The sequence below is a fragment of the Mucilaginibacter flavus genome (assembly GCF_030409315.1).
Lineage (GTDB): Bacteria > Bacteroidota > Bacteroidia > Sphingobacteriales > Sphingobacteriaceae > Mucilaginibacter > Mucilaginibacter flavus.
Map to the genome: position 1 here is coordinate 117,351 of NZ_JAUFPS010000026.1, position 18,908 is coordinate 136,258.

Annotated in this window: 14 protein-coding genes; all 14 read right to left on the reverse strand. The window is 44.5% G+C overall.

Annotated features, from left to right (window positions below):
• Positions 1-44: 44 nt before the first annotated feature.
• Positions 45-1,496 (reverse strand): ATP-binding protein, encoded by a 1,452-nt coding sequence (locus QWZ17_RS10300; RefSeq protein WP_290305114.1) that lies wholly within the window; start codon positions 1,494-1,496, stop codon positions 45-47.
• A 9-nt stretch (positions 1,497-1,505) separates the two neighbouring features.
• A complete protein-coding gene (locus QWZ17_RS10305; protein WP_290305115.1) occupies positions 1,506-2,927 on the reverse strand; it encodes a contractile injection system tape measure protein in 1,422 nt (473 codons plus the stop codon).
• Positions 2,924-6,433 carry a baseplate wedge protein gene (locus tag QWZ17_RS10310; RefSeq protein ID WP_290305116.1) on the reverse strand — a complete coding sequence of 1,170 codons (3,510 nt, stop codon included), beginning with the start codon at positions 6,431-6,433 and terminating at the stop codon, positions 2,924-2,926. Before QWZ17_RS10310 ends, QWZ17_RS10305 begins: the two co-directional genes overlap by 4 nt.
• A gap of 42 nt (positions 6,434-6,475) precedes the next feature.
• Positions 6,476-11,008: a baseplate J/gp47 family protein gene (locus QWZ17_RS10315; protein WP_290305117.1), complete on the reverse strand. Its 4,533-nt coding sequence runs from the start codon at positions 11,006-11,008 to the stop codon at positions 6,476-6,478.
• A 77-nt stretch (positions 11,009-11,085) separates the two neighbouring features.
• On the reverse strand, positions 11,086-11,502 hold the full coding sequence (locus QWZ17_RS10320; protein ID WP_290305118.1) for a GPW/gp25 family protein: 417 nt from the start codon (positions 11,500-11,502) through the stop codon (positions 11,086-11,088).
• A 19-nt stretch (positions 11,503-11,521) separates the two neighbouring features.
• Positions 11,522-11,815, reverse strand: a complete 294-nt coding sequence (locus tag QWZ17_RS10325; RefSeq protein WP_290305119.1) for a PAAR domain-containing protein — start codon at positions 11,813-11,815, stop codon at positions 11,522-11,524.
• Between the two features lie 24 nt (positions 11,816-11,839).
• Positions 11,840-13,474 carry a type VI secretion system tip protein VgrG gene (gene vgrG / locus QWZ17_RS10330; RefSeq protein ID WP_290305120.1) on the reverse strand — a complete coding sequence of 545 codons (1,635 nt, stop codon included), beginning with the start codon at positions 13,472-13,474 and terminating at the stop codon, positions 11,840-11,842.
• A 26-nt stretch (positions 13,475-13,500) separates the two neighbouring features.
• Positions 13,501-14,184: a CIS tube protein gene (locus tag QWZ17_RS10335; RefSeq protein WP_290305121.1), complete on the reverse strand. Its 684-nt coding sequence runs from the start codon at positions 14,182-14,184 to the stop codon at positions 13,501-13,503.
• Positions 14,184-14,342: a DUF5908 family protein gene (locus QWZ17_RS10340; protein ID WP_290305122.1), complete on the reverse strand. Its 159-nt coding sequence runs from the start codon at positions 14,340-14,342 to the stop codon at positions 14,184-14,186. Before QWZ17_RS10340 ends, QWZ17_RS10335 begins: the two co-directional genes overlap by 1 nt.
• A 6-nt stretch (positions 14,343-14,348) precedes the next feature.
• Entirely contained in the window at positions 14,349-14,816 is a 468-nt protein-coding gene (locus QWZ17_RS10345; protein ID WP_290305123.1) for a phage tail protein, read from the reverse strand.
• 1 nt (position 14,817) lies between these two features.
• On the reverse strand, positions 14,818-15,255 hold the full coding sequence (locus QWZ17_RS10350) for a phage tail protein (protein ID WP_290305124.1): 438 nt from the start codon (positions 15,253-15,255) through the stop codon (positions 14,818-14,820).
• 54 nt (positions 15,256-15,309) lie between these two features.
• On the reverse strand, positions 15,310-16,749 hold the full coding sequence (locus QWZ17_RS10355) for a phage tail sheath family protein (RefSeq protein WP_290305125.1): 1,440 nt from the start codon (positions 16,747-16,749) through the stop codon (positions 15,310-15,312).
• Positions 16,750-16,762: 13 nt separating this feature from the next.
• On the reverse strand, positions 16,763-17,947 hold the full coding sequence (locus QWZ17_RS10360) for a hypothetical protein (protein WP_290305126.1): 1,185 nt from the start codon (positions 17,945-17,947) through the stop codon (positions 16,763-16,765).
• An 8-nt stretch (positions 17,948-17,955) separates the two neighbouring features.
• The gene (locus QWZ17_RS10365) at positions 17,956-18,570 is read right to left on the reverse strand and encodes a Pvc16 family protein (RefSeq protein ID WP_290305127.1); all 615 of its coding nucleotides are present in this window, start codon (positions 18,568-18,570) and stop codon (positions 17,956-17,958) included.
• Positions 18,571-18,908 lie beyond the last annotated feature (338 nt).

Sequence of the window (18,908 nt, forward strand, 5' to 3'; positions counted from 1 at the left end):
CGTTTTTGGTATTTACCCTCTTGAAAAATAATATCAGCGTTGCATCAAATGGTTTTTCCTTCTTTTTTGAACTCTTTTTTTATTCCCTGTAAAATATCGTCGACAGTGATTATTTTATTTCCCCTGTTTAAAGCCATTAATGACGAGTAGTGAACCACATTCATAATGGCACCGCCTGACAGATCATGTTGCCTTGCTATTTGTTCCAGGTGGCTGTCATCGGGAGGAGTAGATACCTTGCTGAAGGCGTTTTTCCAAATGGTTAACCTTTCCCGGCTTTGCGGCTTTTGAAAGTGAATAATTGAATTTAAACGGCGGGTAAAAGCTTCATCAACGTTGTTGCGCATATTGCTGGCCAATATTACCAGGCCGGGATAATCCTCCAGTCGTTGTAAAAGGTAGGCTACCTCCTGGTTGGCGTATTTATCGTTTGAGTCTGATATGGAGGTACGTTTGCTAAACAGCGAATCGGCCTCGTCAAAAAACAAGATCCAATTTTTATTCTCGGCTTTTTTGAAAACCTTCTCCATGTTTTTCTCGGTTTCGCCAATGTATTTGGATACCACCATAGATAGGTCAATGCGGTATACATCCAAGTTAAATAGTTTGCCTAAAAGCATAGCTGTGAGTGTTTTGCCTGTGCCGGGCGACCCATGGAACAATGCTTTGTAGCCGGGTTTCAGCTTTTTGTTCATTTCCCATTCCGTTTGTAAAATTGGCCCGTATTGCAGCCAGATGCGTATTTCATCCAATTGCTGCATGGTGTACTCATCAACCACAAGGTCGGTCCACTCCATTCCCGTTGTTAACCTTTTTGCCGGAAAATCGGGACTAAACTGGGGTTTGCGCAAATTGCCCGAGGTAAAAAAATCAACATACTCATCGGTAACGGTTATGGTGCTGCTGTAAAAAGGTTCGGTGCTGCCGCCCTGGTCCAGTTGCAGTATATTGTGAGCCAGCAAAACGTGATCGGGTTCAAATAAACGACTTAGTTTGAAGCGGTAAGTCAGGTCATTACCCGCCAATAAAAACATGGCTGTTTCTATAGTGGGGATAAAGCCGCTGTGGCGGTTGCCTTTTACACCGCCAAATTCTGTATAGCCACGCCCCAGCGCTTTATTTACCGAAAAAAAGGGGTCCAAAAAGTTGGGCTGTACATACGGAATAAGCGCCAGTATCAACAGCAGTCTTTCATCGGTATTTAATTTGTAATAGTTTACAAAATCGGCATAAACGGAGTGATCATTGGTAATATCCGGCACCGGGGCATCGGTTAAAATGTAGCCCATGCCCGTAGTGATGTCTTGTGCTCCCTGGTTAGCCTCACCCGATCTCTCGCGCGGAAAAAAGTCTTGTAGCTTTTTGTTAACCCGGTTTGCAAACCAGGTAATTTCGCGCGTAAGGGTATCAGCGTTGCGGTTAAGCAGGCTTACTTCGGGCCTGGGCTGTTCAGCTTCGGCCGGTGTTTGATCAATATTTTTTTTTGTCTTGCCCATATCTTTATATTACCATTCAACAAAAATTAAATCCGGTGTCCATATTAAAGTAATGGTCGAAAAGCCCCAGGGGATGCTGTCAATCAGTACATCAAGGGTTTTTCTTTCCACTTGTAAAAGCCAGCCATTTTCTCGTCGGGTGAGTAGCCCATCGCGTTTTATGAAACTTTCGCGCAGGCCATCAATGCTGGTGTTTTTGAGTACACTCCAGTGGGTTATCACCGCTTTTAAAAGCGATTCTGATTCGGTTATCTCTTCGTCATTTAAAACTATATCCAGGGGGAGGGGTGTATCTGCAGGTAAGCCGCACAGTATTTTTTCAAATACCAGCGAATACTCCGGCGCATTCTTTTGCCCGGTTGCCAAAAACTTTAACAGGTGTACTGCCCTGAATGTAGCTGCCATATTGCTCCATTCCTTGCCGTTCAACAAATTCAGCTGCGTAAAAAAAGGTTTTAAAAAAGGGGCAAGCAAAACAATGCCGGCGTACTTAACCGCATATTTTAGAATATCATCTGCCGTTGTCCGTAAGTCTGGGGATGATTGCGTAGAAGGATCGTTTTGGGCACCCTGTTCAGCATTCGCGCTAATCGGGGTTTCGGCCTGGCTTATGCCGGTAATATTGGTCAGTTGGCCAGTAACCTCCTGCGCAAAGGTTGGGTTTGTTTTAAAAACGTATTCAATATGCTGATGAAATACCTGCTGTAAAGTATTAACACTTGCGCTGTAGGCAAATATAGCGGGCGCGTTTGTGATGGTGATGTTATTTACGTTGCTAAACTCCTTGAGGGTTTCGACGTCCGGGAAATCGGCAACGGCACTCCCCGGTGCTGTTAATTTGTTTACAATTTGCGTTACCCAGGATAAAAAAACTTCCTGTGCCTTCTTGAGCTCGTCTGATAAGCTGATAACAATTTCTTTTGAGGTTTCATTGAATTGCCATGCCAGCCTTTTCCATATATTTTGGTTTGATTTTACCTGGATAAAAAAGCTTTTCAATACCTCGGCATGGTTAGCAGCCACGTTTTGGAATGCGTCGTTTATATCGATAGCGTCTTCATCGGCAAACCAGGGCAACGCGCCGTTGGATAGGAAATACAAAAGCATTTCGGTATCTGATACCAATCGCGATATCATCCTGTTTTGTGGCGGGATTGCTGCCAGTTGTTTGGCTAACTCGGTCTGGAGTTTCTGACGAAATACAATTTTGAAATCGGTGCCGAAAGTATGCGGGCTAAATGAACCCATCTCCACTTCTATCCTGTCAATTTTTATTGATTCATCTATGCCTACGGCTTCAGAACACACATCGTCAATAATCTGCGCGATCTCTTGTTGAACCGTCTGCGCAAAATTTTGACGCAGGTTTAACGATAGCTCTTCATCAGAACATAGTACATCAAATTGCAGCCGGTTTACCACATGTGTCATTTACCAACAGTTAAATTAGGTGGGTTAGAAACCACGCTTTCATGCGCGCAGTCGTCGGTACAAACGCCGCATGGCACCAACGAGTTAATAACATCTACCAACGGATTTACCACATCATAATCTGGTACTTCTGTTTGTGCCATTTCAACCAGCCAGTCGCTGTAGGCTTTTTCAAAACGTTGCATTTCTTCAATGCCTACCCACATTACTCGTGTAATAACATGGGCGGGCGACTCAGATATGATAGTTTTTTCAACCAGGTTTCTGAACGATGGATTACGAAGGCGTTTTGGCCAGCAAGGCAAAACAACGGTAGTATGGAATGAATACGGATCGGTTGAGGCATCGCAGGCATAGCTATTGCAATACAGGTAAAGGCGGTAACCAAAATAATCCATCAATACGGCTATCTCTTTTTCAATGTCAAAGGTATCGGGCGTATCGGTGCTTTTGTTAAACAGGTAAAGGCTTTGCGCCAAGACCTCGCCCTTTGCACCGGTTATGATAAAGCCATATTTGGCCGGGTTTTCATTATCGGCAACTATCTGGTAGTTTACCCGTTCTGAGCCAAATTCACGCAGATCATTGATGCGCTGAATCAAATCCTCATATCGTCTGAATTTCAGTAACATTGGGTTGGTACCATCCAGGTAAACTTTTTGGTAGAGGATAGATTTTGCAGGTAGGTTATCGCCTGGCTGCGTAACATTGTCTTCAATAGCGGGCCTTACATACTGTAGTACCCAGGGCATATTGTCGTAACATTTCGCGGCTGGTATGCGGGTTATTTTTTTGATGTAAGGCGGCTGGGTAATTTGTTCATCGTCGGTAGCGTTTAAATCGCAGCTATTGAGGCAAATATCCAAAAAGCTAACCGGCTCATCGCTTCCTGTTTCGTCAACTACTTCATCCAGTTTGGGGCGCAGCAAAATATGTTCAACCATGTGCATCCCTTCATTGGCGTTAATATGCCTCATTAACTTTTCCAGCTTGTTGAAGGCTTCATCGCGGTCGCTCTTTTTAGCAAACGTTTCGCTGGTGCCTAACAATACCGCCGTTGCGGGGTCGGTGCTGTCATATAGCTCAAACCAAAACTTACCCACAAGGCCCGCAGCTTTGCGGCTACGTGATTTTACTTCATCGCTGAATTTAAAATAGGTGCGATCATCGGCATGCTCCAGGATATCTTCCATCAACAGTTCGGTGCAACAGCCCTGCATTACTTCAACACTGGTAAAAATTACCGTGTTGTTTTCCTGCGGATCAACTATTTTAATAACATTTAGGGGCACACCTGTTTTGGTTAGTTTTTGTTTAGGTGGGGTGCTGGTATCGTCCTGTACCATCAACGGTTCGCTCATCAGGAAGGTTGGTACAAGCGACCGGCGGTTTACATTATCAAAGCCTAAAAGCCTCCCTATGCGGCGTTCGGCACCAGATACGTTGCCAGAATCCCAGGTTTTTGGCAAGGCGTAGTTATATGCCTGGGCCCTGTCGGTGCTGATGCGTTCGTACTCGCCTTTTTTCAGGATGCGGGTTTTATCGCCAATTAGTTTGGCATCGGCGTTTTTGGGGTCCATCCATTTCATCAGGGTCTCATAATCGGTGAGGTCTTCACTAAAACGGGCCAGCATATGATCAAGAAAATCATTGCGGCGTTCCCTGAATAAATCATGATTTTCGGTAAGCCCTTTAACCACTTTTTCAAAATCCTTTACTATCAGGTCGAAGTTTTTTGGTCCGTGGTTGTTTTTATCAATCAACAGCTGATTTAAATTCTCTATTTCGGTAAGCGCGGTGGTAAAATAGGTATGTCGAGGCTCGTCATCAAACCTAAACAGCTCGCGCAGATGGTTTAATTGTACCAGGTAATCTTTCAATACCTGTTCAAAAAAAAGCAGGTAGCCGCCAAGTTGCAGCGCCTGTACGGTACGCCCCTCATCGGCATTGGCCGGCAAGCCGCCCCGTTCACTAACGCCATACGTCATCGGCAACGAGTAGGTAACGGGGTAATAATCTTCCAGGTCCATATATTCGCCGTTTGGTACAGCAAAATCAAGCTCGGCACCTATTAGCTTATACTTACGTTCGGCGGCTTTCATGTTGGTAAAAAGCCGGAGCATTTTATCGGGCTTGCGGTCATTGTTACTACCGGTGTTATAGGTAATAAACTGGCGTTCCTTACAAAATAATACCTGTGATTTAGCCGGTTGAATCCTTGCAATTTTACGGGCGCTTTGCAGATAATCAACCCAGGCGTCAAAATATTGATTGCCCGATGTTTTAGTATCGGTAGCACCGGTAAACGGCAGGTGCAGGTAAGTAATGCCCTTAATGCCAGGGATGTTGGAAATATCGGATATCAATTCTGATAACATGATATTGCGAAACAGATCGGTTTTCTCAAGATCTGCAGTGTCAATAAATCCGTGTTGCAAAGCCGGGCCTTCAAATATTTCATCCACCTCGTAATTTTTATCCAGCATTTGAGGTATGGTATAAAACGGTACCGATGGCGTGAAATATTTATAGATGGTAAAAAACAGCTGCGCCAAAACCTGGTCGGGGTCGGCATATTCTTCTAAAACTATAGAGGCGCCTATCCCAAAATCTTCGTATTCTACGGCTTCGATGCTTAAGAAATCTTCGCACAGGTTGCGGTTTGCGGCTAATTTGTCAATAACCAATTGCCGTACTTCTTCGCGTTTGCCTGCGTCAATAACATCCTCCTCGTATTCTACCATTACGTTGTACAAGCCTTCCAGTTCCACAATTTCGGGAGGTACAAACGATGTATTTCTGGCGTCGGTTATCTCTTCCAGTAAAATGTTTTTTTCGTCGGTTAAACGAGCTATTTCGGTGGTTAATTTTTCCTGGGCTATATAGTCGGTATCCGGCGGAGGGGGCAGCGCGTTCAGCGCCGCGGTTTTGGCATCTAAGTCTGCCTGTAGCTTAGTCAGGGCATCTTCCAGTTGTGTAAGTTTCTCAGCGCGTGCAGCTTGCGCGGCCGGGACGGTTACCTGGTTAAGGCCTAATTTGCCGTAGCAAACCTCTTCTTCCTTATCTTCACAATCGCAATCATAATTCACCCTTTTTTCAAAGGTGTTATAGTCAATCCAGATGGGGACCTCGTAATCCTTGCTAATGGTAAGCCATGCATTGCGTACGCCTTCAATATCAATGATCAGCTTACGGTAATCATTAATAGTAAGAGCGGCATTGTGCAAAATATGCTTGGCGGTGTAAAAAATCTCTTTCCAGGTATTGTTGGTTAGTTGCTCTGGCGCCAACAGGTCTTTAATATCAAAATCGGTGCGGTACGAAAGATCGGTGATGGCATAGCATACGGCCTCCAAAATGGTGATACCCGGATCTGAATTATTATAGTTTGTCCAGATGTCGCTGCCCAATTGTTCAATCAGTTTAATTCCCTGTGAACGCAATGCCTGGTAATCTTCGGCTGGCAGAAGCGGATTTGCCTTTATTAATGAAACTGGAGTTAGCATAGGAATAGATTTTATAGATACTTACAGATCGATTGGTTATGGTTATGATTTTTTATCGTTTGAAGATTGATCATCTGCCGGAGGCAAGGCCTTGTTCTCTGGTTCCGGGTCAACTTGCGCCGAACCCGAAGATTTGCCTTTAACTACGTTTTTAATAAAATCTTCTGCTTTTTTAACTGCCGCGATGCCCTTTTCGGCAATGTTTTTGGTTTGCGCGCCCAATAATTTAGCCGAGTTTTCGATGGTTTCTTCTATCGTATTGTGCTTATGTTCGGCAACTGGCGCTTCCTCAGGAGCAACTTCTTTTACCTCATCGGTATTAGGCGTATCATCCACGGTAGCTGCAAACGGTTTTCCTTCTCCAGTGGGAGCTGGTATTGCTACCGCGCCGGGCGCGGATGCCGGGGCAGGCGCGGGGCTTGTAGTGGTTTCAACAACAACCGGCGGAGGAAAGTGGATTGGCAACGGTGCTTTTATCAGCAGTTTTTCGCAAACGGTTAATTGCTTCGGCTCTTCATAAAGCAGTATAATATGTTTTGGTGCCGATACTAACAACGACATCTGGGTTGAAGGCTCTGCAATTACATCGCCCACAAAATAACCTTGGTTTTTCAAAAATGCTTCAATATCGTTGCAACTGGATACCTGGTTTAAGTCGGTTACAAAGTTTTCTGCGGTAACCGCGGTTGTATCAGCTGTATCGGGCACGCAACATTCGTCGCGGCAAACGCCCATTAAAAAGTCGGTGATAAAATCAACGTAGCTGCGTTGCTGTATAAAATTGATTATAGCCGAAGCGTATATTTTTTTGCCAAAATCGGCCTCAATGCCATCATTAAATGCCCAGGGGGTAAGGTATTGAACAATTTCCTCGTTCAGTTTTTGCAGATAGTAACCTTTATCTATTCCGCTTAAAAACTTCACCCTAAAAAATACAATCACTTGCTCGTAAACCGGGTTTTTGGCATGCACGGTTACAAAGGGGGAGGTTAATGGGGTTAAAAACTTTACTATCTCAATAAGGGTTAACCTGCTTGTTTTAGGTTGTAGCGGATTTGCGGCGTTATCGTTTTTAAGATTAGGAACCGGCACCAGTAAAACATTGGCCGATGATTTAACCGGACCGCAGCATTTGGTTTTTACCAAATGATCAACATTGCGTTCGGTCATTAAAGCCGGAGGATCGGGGCATAAACATGCGGGGTCAACATTGGGGATACATTTTACCTTAAATACCTGCGGAAATTGCTCAAGCACCAGGCGCTCATAATCCCATGGCGTTACCGCGCGTTTTTTGTGTCTTAGCCTTTCGCTTACGCGGGTATAGTATTCTTTTCCCTGCTCCTTGTGTTTACCATCAAATGATGCATAAGGTTGCGTTACACTTTTCACCTGCGCAACGGCTACAGATAATTTGCTGATACTCCCGGCAGGTAACGCGTTATCATAATGTGCGGGACTGTTGCCCTGGTCATAAAAAACAACTTCGGCTGCCTGGGCAATTACATCAATCAATTGCGGAATACGATTGGATTGGTTGGTGACACTCGCACAAAACCAATATAAGCCATCTTTAACTATGGTATGGTTATCATTAGCATCGGCCGGAACATTCAGCTTAACAATGCCGGTGGTTTGGAAGCCGTAGGTACTGTCTGATAAAAGGTCCTCTGCTTCCAGCGGCCTCCATTCATTATAAATCAGGTACGACCAATTGATTACCGGCGGATCATCATCCTCATCGACAGCACTTCCCGGTGCAAATTCAAAAAGTAATGATAGTGTTTGCAACGGCTGCAATTTTTCAAGGCCGATGTATAGCAGGCCTTCTTCCTGCACGGTGTTGGAATACTGGTTATTACCGCCTTTAATTCTTTTGTTTAAGCCGCTGGCATCATATATTAATCTGTCCAGTGTTTCGTCGCCAGTGTATTGGGCCGATCTGATGAATAGCTCGGTACGTATGTCTGATACTTTTCCTGAAGCGATGTCATTATAAACCGCGGTTGGGTTTAAAAAGGTAAACTGGGGCAAAAGAATGTTTTTTGCATCAACCATTAACGGCTTTTGCTGCAATAACAATTGTTTGTTTACGGTTTCGGTGCTTGCCGGGGTAATATAAGTTTCAACAGTGCCAAACGGATAAATATGAAAAAACTGGTCGACCTTAGGATCGAGCGCGGTTAATACCGATTGGTAACTCAATGAGATACCCTGTATCTGAAATTTGGGTGCATCTTGTACTAACGACTGGATATCATCATCAAAAGTAGCCTGGTTATCAATCCTGATAAAGTTTTTATACGCGCTTATATCATAACCAGTGTAGTGTTCAATGGGCAAACGATCAAGGCTTATTGGATAATGATAGTAGGCTACTGCCGACTCCTTAATTTGATTAAGCTCAACGGCTTGCCCGGCATCTTCTTTGTTGGCTACGTTTAATATATTAAACGTAAGGCTGTTAGTGGTGAATGTTTGGCCATAATGGTCAACCAACTGTTTCCAGTTGTTTCGGGCAAGCACGCTGACAGTATATGGGAAATAGTAATTAGAATCCGGTACCTCGGGAATAGACTTGGTTATATTTACCGTGAGTTGCCCCAGGGGTTTATTAAATACCTCGTCGCTTTCAACATAAAATGACATGCCCTGGTAAGGCACTTTGGTAAACGGATCAAACGGTTTGCCCGGGGTTACCAGCCCGCTATCGGTTTGTATGTTAATCTTTTTCAGGCCATCGTTGTTAATATCCTGACCTTTGTTATTTAGACCGTTGATGGAGCCCACCTGTACAGCTATCGATAACTTATCAACCGTTAAGTCGTGGAAAAAGCTTGTTGGAAAGCCAAGGCCCGATCCTATTAAAACCTGCACAACCGGGTACTCGGTTTGGTAGCTGCCTGTGTGGGTTTTGGTGTTAAAGGCCACAATACCTTGTTCTGCTATTGGCATAAAAATGTAGAGTGCTCCAATTCCTGGCTTGCCGTTTTCATCATTTTCCTGAGCAAGAAAAAAGCCGCTTTCTGAAAGAAAATTTTTAGTTGAATCGGGCGCCGGGAACAAACCGTTGCCCATCACTTGCTTAATAGCCTCAACCTCCTCTTTGTCCATTTGCCGGTCAATGCTTAGCCAGCTTTTTTCGCCGGTTAGGGCTACCTGCAAATCAAGGCTTTTTAGCATGTTTGCATTAACCGGGAATTGATTGAAATTAAATGGCATGCTGAATTTGACGAGCCTGCTACCTCCCTGTAACACCAATTGGGGCGATGCGATGGCAAAGCCTATTTGGGTATTATTGGGTGGGGTTAGTTCGGCTTGTCTTTGGCTTATAAACTCGCAGATATTATTTGGCGCGGTGCGTATTACGCCCCCCGAGCCGAAGGTGGCCCATTTAGGATTTGGACCGGTGAATTTAGCCCCTTCGCCATCCATTGAATTTGCTACCGGATTAGCATACATCGCGGCAACTGTTTTTTGGGCTTCATCGGCGCTAACCGGTGTTTTTTGAATGAATATATTTTTAAGTTCCTTTACACTTGCCTGGTTAATAACAAAATCGGCTTCGGTACGGTAAACCTGTTCGGTACCGGCCGCGTCTTTTCCTGCCGATAAAGAGGTGCCCTGCGGCAAATCATACTCAGCAATGTTTTGGGCCAGTTGAAATATTACAAATACCTTGTCGGGGACGGCCGGTTTTTCGGCCAGGCGTAATACATCGCGGTAGTAAAAATCAAGCATACGCCCTGTAAGCCCGTTCATTTGTTCCTGCGCAAGCCCAAATAACTGAAGAAACGCGATATACAGTGCCATATAAGGCTGATGCGATGGATATTGCGTTATGGCAAAAGTTAGGTAGCCGGGTGCATCATCAACAATGTTGCTGATAACGCTGAAAAATGCCTGGAAAATATCGTCAACATAAGGTACAGCGTTTAAGATGCGGTCTTCTGGTGTTGTGCCCAGGTAGGTATCAAACTCGGGGTTAACGGTAGCGTTTAAACCCCATTCGTCCTTGTTTTGCAGTTTTGAAAAATCAATATTTAAAACAGTTTTTGAATCAACTACTATAAAGCCTTCTTCATAAGCGATTAATTTTTTAAGCTGATCGCTCAATGACGATTTAATTGCCAGGTCAATATCGGTGTGTAAAGGGTTTTGCGGAATCGCGGCAGTGTACCATTGGTCAATTTGCGTGGCGATGGCTACTATCTGGTTAAGCAAATCGGTGTATAACTCAACCGATGGGTTAAGCAATATTTGCTCGCTGATGTTTTCATAATCACTTTTAATTTTATCCAGCTTAACTGATGCTATGGATGCCGCAATTACGGCCATGTCTCTTTTAAAAAACTCAACCCAGCTAACTTTTGCAGGCGGGGTAGTATCATTTACCTCATCGCCGGGCATATCATAAAACCTGATCTGATTTGCATAGGATGCGGCAAATGATAGTAAATCCTCAAAGCTTCTGCCATCAATCGACACATAAGATGGGTCGAGGGCTTTAAGATAACGCTCCAACTGGCCCGAACCCTTTAGCATTATTTCGTTGTGGCAATTACAGTTTTCCATTTTTAAATGTATTTTGATGTGCAGGCTTTAAGAGCCGTTGATGTAAAAAATCTATTTTATTGGCAGGGACAGCTTTTTTATGTAGAAATATTGGTGGCTTCGTTAATATAAAAAGGATACACATAGTTGTACCGGGTATTGGTTGTGATGATGGTGTATTGTACATCAATGTTCAATACGCCATTGTTCTGATCGGGTACGGCTGTAACACTTTCCACAATGATCCTTGGTTCATTGTAAACCAAGGCATCATTCACTATTTTTTGTACCATGGCAATGGTAGGGGCAACCATAACATCAAAAACGTAGGGTTGTAAATTGCAGCCAAAATTGGGCAGCATTACACGCTCGCCGTTTAAGGTTGATATGATGATCTGGATGCTGCTTTGTACATCGGCCTCGTTAGCCAGCATATCAACAGTTGCCGTTTCCCTGCGAAACGTTGGCGGAAAGCTCCAGCCTGTTCCTAAAAAAGTTTGGTTTGTAGTAGCCATTTTTTAATTTTTTTAAACATTAACCCCCAATTAACACGGTGGGGCAACCTAAAACTATAGTGCCGCCATGCGCTGTTGAATCGCCCAGGCGCGCCGCCGGCTGACCGCCTATGAGTACTGTAGACGATCCCATTAAAATGCTATCTGGCGGCCCGCTGCATGTACACATGTTACCAGCTGTCGCGGCCGGCATGCCGCCAATTAACACGGTGGGAGCGCCGGGTGGCAGTATTGGCCCGCCTACGTGGGGCACACCGCCGGGATTTACCATTGGGCAAACATGATTGTCAGATACACGGGCAGCTGGTGGCATATTGGTATTGTTTATTATTAAACTTTAATTAATCATTACAGTGGTACCCTTTATAATCACATTGCCGGTGCCTGCCTGTATGGTAATGCCGCTTGGGTCCATTTTAATGCTGTTTTGATTTTCATCAGTCATGGCAAAAGCGCCCGAAGAATCATTAAGAATGATAGATTTCTCTCCTGTTGGCGTGGTTACAGATAGCGTGAGCCGGCTGTTGGTATCGTCGAAGATGAGTTTTATACCCTGCTTGCTTACAAAGCCATATTGCTCGGCACCGTTATCTACCGGTAAGGGCGATTTTTTTGAACTGCTGCTGTGCAGGTATCCTAAAATAACAGGCTCACGCGGATCATCGTTTAAAAAACCGAGGATCACTTCGTCGGTAGCTTGTGGGCGGAAATAAGTTCCGCGATTGGCGCCCGCGTCAAGCGTGGCAACCCTGGCCCAAATGCCATCGTTGCCCGATGTGATGGTAGGTACCTGTACCTTTACACGGTACTGACTTTGATCGGTATCGTTAACATCAAGCACGGTTCCGATAAGCAAGCCATTAACGCCGGGCAATAAGCCCGAGGTAGGCTTGTTCATCACATCCTCTTTTTTGTAAAACCATTCCTCGCTCCAGCCAAACTGCACATCGGTAGACCAAAATCCATCAAAAATGTGCATCACGCCGCTTACAAACACATTGCCGTTAAAACGATCGCCAACGCCGGCAAGGGTTATCATAGTGCCTGGTTTTACCTTGGCGTTTCCCTGGATGCGCACACGACCAACATTTTTTGAAAGGTGATTGCGCATCTCATAAGCGTCGGCCCAGTTTTGCAGCTGCGGCTGGGTTAAATGCCCGGGGTGGTTTAACTGCACCTGCGCATTAAGCACGGTAGCAAGGTCCGAAACCTGGATATTGCCGTTATCACTGAATGATGTGCTACCGGGACTCGATTGTTCAAGCTGTTGCTGTGTATAATCCCATGAAATACCCGATACTGAAGAAAACTGGCGACGTGCGTCCATCTCGGCTTCAAACTCAAAAATGCTTTGCCCGTAAGTAGCGGTTAACAACGGTGAGCCACTTGTAGTTGGCTTTTTAACAACCAGTTTGCCATCGTCGGTAAGTACCAGCATGCCATTGGCTTCGGCCCGGGTGAGGATAAAATCCCAGTTGGTGGCGTCAAACTGCACCAGTTGAGGTTGGGTTACGCCGGTATCATCAATATCGGTAGCCAGGCTGCCGGCCAGGGTTGTAATTACATCACTGTCCTTTTGGTTAATGTAGTACGCGCTGTTGCGGTTTGCAGTTAATGTTATGGCCTGGTCCTTAGCTTCGATGGTAAGCAGCGATGCCCCGTTTTGCTTTGCCTTAATGGCATGTTTTACAATGATGCCCTTAAAAACGGTGTCGGTTTGACCATGATAGCCTAACTGAACTTCTATGGTGCTGCCCGGCTTGTAGGTATCGTCATCGCTAAGCGGGAAGTCGGCATCAGAAGCCGATCCATCTAAAAACACAATTTTAGCGGATGATATCTTATTGAAAGTTTTATTTACCAAAATCCGCGAAAGCAAAACACTGGTACTTAACGCGGTTCCGTTAATGAGAACCTGTTGGGTAACCAAATCTGTTGCCTGCGCGGCGCCCGGTGGTAAACTATCTAACATAACTTAACTGATTAAATTTTTTGTTTCTATTTGTTTGAAATCGGCGGGAAAATGAGCGAGCTGCCTGCCGTAAGCTTCCTGAAGTTTTTAAGCTTGTTAACCTTAGCCACCTGCAAATAATAGCTTTGATCTTTATATATCCGGTTGGTTAATAAAGGCAACAGATCCCATTGTTTTACCGGCACGGTATGCGTAAGATCGGGCGAGGATAGCATGCTTAATATGCCGCCCAAAGCCTGCGGCGTACGCTCGGTAAAGGTGGCGCTTATCTTGGCCCGTATCGGTAGGCCGAACATATCAAACATGGTGTAGGTAACCGTTGATGATTTTAAAGAGCAATTGCAGATAAACAAACCATACTGTATCAACAGGTAATTAGGCTTATGAATTAAGCCATTGATGGTAGTTGTAGCTGCCCTAAACAGCAACACCTGCGCCGTAACCGGAATTTTTACGCCATTGGTATTTACCCCGGTTCCGTCAAGCGTAAGATCGATGGTAAATGTACGGGGCTGTATGCCGATAAAAGTAGGATCGGTACCGGCCTGGCCTACGGGCTTCTTTTCGTTCCAGTCAATGGTTTCGTTAATAGCTATATTTTCTGGATTAAACATGGCCAGGAACGGCACCCCTAAACTGGGAATCCCATTTTCATCAGTTGATATTATCTTGAGGTTGAAGGGCAACATTGCCGCGCTTTGCGTATCCATCAGCGTTCGTTTTTTTCTTTAATTATTTCGAGTATTTTTTCAATAGCTTCATATTCCAAACTATTGTTTGTTGCCGCCGGCGCCGGCTGGCTCCCCTGGCTCACCGGCGCTGTATCAACTATCGTCCGGATAATTACTTCGTTTATCTGTACAGGCATAGCGTTTTACATTTTTCGTTCAAAATATTGGTAGGCAAGCTCAATGGTTTCAACAGCCACCGAGTTATCCGCGGCCCTGAAATCAGATGTAGACCATTTTAACGGGTAGGCTTGCACCACATTCCATACGGCGTGGGGCTGGCCTGCTTCATCCATCAGTGTTATCAGCATATCAGATGGTTTAAAGTCATAAATTACCACTGTAAAAAAAGTGTTTATAGCCGAATTAAACCAATCGAGCAAGGCCGTACCTTTTAACAATCCTCTTTTTAAAACCAGGTTTGGATACTTGGCTCTTTTGGGCAGTTTGTAAACAAACCTGTTCTCGCCTCCTTCGCGCAGCTCGTCTACTTCAATTTCAACGGTTAAGCCGCTCACTTCCTGGAAACGTTGTTCGGTATCGCTATCGGCGCCGGTTACACCAACAAATTCAACTTTAAAGTAAAAGCCACCCGGTGGATAATAGGTTGCCATTTTACATCGCGGCTACTTTCATACCTTCGTGCACCAGTTCAATTGATTCAATCGCTATTTCGTTACCGGTAGCTTTTAAACCCGGACCTTCAATTTTAACCGGCCATGCCTGTGTTATGCTCCAAACAAAAACGGGATTGTTTTCGTCATTCAGTAAGGTAATTGTAAGGTCCCTGCGGTCGACGCCGGGATTGCCGCTGTTGTTAAGCCAGTCGTAAAAATTGTTGTCTTTTTCTATGTATCCTTTTTTCAAAGTGATATTGCTTGCTTTTTTAAGCCCCGGTCTTTTAAGCGGTAAGGTAGTGTATGACATTAGGCCGTCACGATAATCAATTGCCTGTACCTCTTGCGTAAGTCCGCTTACTTCTGAAAAACCTATAGGTGCCCCGCCGCCCAATGAAACACTGAAATGGAAGACTGGAATTGGATAATTTGCCATTTTATATTGTTTTTGATCTATTTTATAATACTGTTAAATACTTGTTATTCGCGATTAGGAGGTTTGCAGCATTTGTTCAAAACGAAGCACCACAAACTCAGCAGGACGTGCTACGGCCATTCCAATTTCGATGATCATTTTTCCTTCCAGGATATCAAACGATGTCATGGTGCTGCCCAGGCCTACATTTACAAAATAGGCCTGATCTGGCTTAGCGCCGGCAAGCGCACCATCGCGCCATTTCAAAAACAGGTAGTTTGAAATCATTGCCTGTACCTTAACCCAGGTTGCCGCGGTATTAGGTTCAAATACAAATGAGGCGGTTGAGTTTTTGATAGATTGTTCAACGGTGATAAAAAAGCGGCGAACGTTAATATATCTCCATTCATTGTCGTTACCATCAAGTGTGCGTGCACCCATAACCAGTGTGCCAAAATTGGGTGAGTTTAAAATAGCGTTTACCGATTTGCCGCTCTGGTCGTTCACATTCAGCAAGTCCTGTTCGCCGCGCGTTACCGATACCACTGCTTTGTTTACCGCATTTAAGGAAACGTTTGCAGGTGCTTTCCAAACACCCCTGGTGGCATCAACATTACAATAAACACCCGCAATAGCCGCCGAAGGAGGCAGGGTAATAAAATAACCCTGGTATTGTGTAAGTATGGCATTGTATAATAACGAAGCTGTGGTTTTAAGCGAACCAAGCGTTGCACCGGCGTTGGGGCTTGCTGGGTTAGGCACTGCGCCGTTAACGGTATAGGTGGTTATGGTATGGGCGTCAAAATCAAACTGGTAATTATATGATGTTTGCAGGAAGGGGTAATAAACTGCTCCGTATGAGCTTTCTGGTTGCCCGGCAGGTAATGGGCCAATGGTAGCACCGGTATCTGAGGCTACCGAGCTGGTGCTTTTAGGCACAGTTGTGGTAGCGGTATCAATAATGGCAAACCTATCGCCCAGGGTTGATGCCTGCAAAAGCATGGCCTCGTTAAAAGTATTTGGTGTTGGCGAGTATGCGGCTTCGGGGCATAGTAAAATAGTAGGCCCTTCTGTTGTGCCAAGCGTTGTAAGTCCGGCTTCCAGATCGGCCTCCAAAATACTGCCGGTGTACTTGCCAACCGATACAATGTAGCAGCGTGTACCGCCGTTTGCAAAGTAAAGTTTTACCGCATGGTACAAAATATGTTTACTCAGGCTGGCGTTGGTAAACGTTAGTTTGGCAGTGTAGCCGGTTGTTTTTCCGCCCGATTGTTGCTCATCTACCGCTATGGTAAGGTTTGCGGCGCTTTCAATATCGGGCCCTCCAAAATATTGAATATAATCGGCCATGCTATTGATGGGCGTGGGCACCCCGGCCAGATCGTCTGTTGCCAGGTTGGTAGCTATCTGCGTATAGCCTATAAAAGCGGGTACAGCAGATTCTACTTCTGCAATTGAAGGTGGTAAGGTGGATATTTCTTCTACATATACACCTGGAGATCTGTAATTTGCCATTTTTTATTGTTTTTTAAAGTGATATAAATATGTCTGAGTAAATAGCAGGAGGGCTGCTGGCGTTAATAATGCCTGTTGATGGATAAGCCAGGCTCGATTTAACTTCGGTTTTATTGGTTGTAAAGTGTTTGTACAGCGTAAAAATGAGTGGCGCCCCGGTAGTACTGGTGGATAGGGTATATTTTTCCTGTAGCGGGATGTTAGCCAGCGATACAAACACAAAATTTAAGTCGGTATTGGAAGCCAGTTTGAATTTGATAGTGGCATCGTTGCAAGTAATACTAAGCTGGTTGATATAATCTGTTTTTTGCGCGGGCGTTAACTTGGCCATCTCCAGGTAAATAGGACTGGTAGTTTGCAGCTGTATGTTGTAGCGCCACAAGGTTGGCCGGTTTTTAAACAAAACGGTATAGTTTGGCCTGGCCGGCAGTAATGATTGATCCGGTTCAACCACCCTGTAATTCGCAGGCAGTGTAGCCGCAAGGGAGAGCTCGATAACGCCGAACACCGCCTGGTTGGCCATGGTACCCAAAAAGTAAAAGGTATCGGTAACCGCGTTGCTGATCAATAACTGACAACGCCCTGATGGAAATGCCGAAAGATCAAATTTCAACATTGAGTTGGTGCCCTGCACAATAACCGATGCCGCGTTAATTGTTAAGCCGGTTAAAAGATGTTTAACTACCGCCTGGGCCGGCGTTACAACGCCTGCAAAGCTGTAGCTGTAATAGGCATCAGATTTTTTTACCTGGTCGGTATTCCCATCAACACCCAATTTATTTTTTGATAGATGCAGGTTGGTGCGTAAGGCGGCGTTATCAACTACCTGATTGCTGAAATAATAAATATTGTCGGCTGTAAGCTGTGTTGGCAGTAAGTCAAAATTTATAGCGTCGGGGTTATTCAGCAGTATGAAAAAGCTGAGTTTATCGGTATTGGTAACCCTGTTTTTTAAAAGCGAATTACCGGGAACATTTGTACCCTGGGTGCGGGCCATAATGGTAAAACCGCCGGTGGTATCCGTGTTTTTAAACACCATGTTTTTTGCCTTTAAAAAAGTAAGGCATTCGTCAGTGGGCAGTATGGTGAAATCCAGCTTCGGCGTAGTAGTGTATGCCGCGCAAATGCCATTATTATAAAACAATTGCATTACCGATAAGGTGAGCAGGGGCGAATATTTGAGTGTTAGCGTTGCCATAATTTTAATCAGTTTTCAACAAAATTTAGTTCACTAACAGCAGTAACCACGTCGCTGCCCTTGGTTTCAAACACGGTAAGTAGTTTAACCCGGTAAACGGCGCTGGGCATATATTTTGAGCTTAGCATGCCCCACAGGTTATTTTGCTGCTCAAATGTTAGGCTAACCAATTTGAAGCTTAACCTATCTATCATTTGCCATGGCTTATTAACCCCGTCGGTTACTGATGCGTTAAGAGATGGGTAACCCTGGCTATCAAAAACCGAATGCGATTGAAAGAACCCGATAACATCCGATAGATCGCGCAGGGCGGTGAGGTAGTCGGAGTTATTGGCAACAAACAGCAGGAACAAATCAATTTCAACCGGCGGATTAAGCTTTACGTACTTTTTATCGGGCGTTGGTAAATAGTAGGCTTGTTTTCCTTCCCTGCGTTCTTCCTCAATATTTACCAGCATTACGGTAACATGCGTCGAATCTGTAATGTTGATATTGCCGTTTGGTAAAACAATGGGTTTCAAATCAACCACGTTGCCAGTTTTATAGCTTCCCGGGTCATTTTCCCTGTTCACCATGTAGGCTTCAAGCTCGCTTTGTATAAATTGAAGTGCGGTACGTATCATACAATAAGGCAGATAAAGGTTTTTTACTTGGTTCAGGTACGTTTAATATTAGCGCGACAGTATTTTGCATTTATGCCAATACTTTAACAGTATCAGTCAAATAATAAATGTTTAATAGTTAAAATAATTGGCCTAACATATCGGGCTTACACACATCAGGGCTTGTGTATTTTCTTAATCCCAACAGGAGTAAAACTATTGGCTAATGTGTTGTATAACAATAGGGTTAGTACGTGTTTGCGTACGTAGTTTTACGCAAGACGGCTGGTGCTAAACCGAAGTCCATTGAAAATTAAAGTGAAATTGATGTTAATTATTAATTTATAAGAAATAATAGT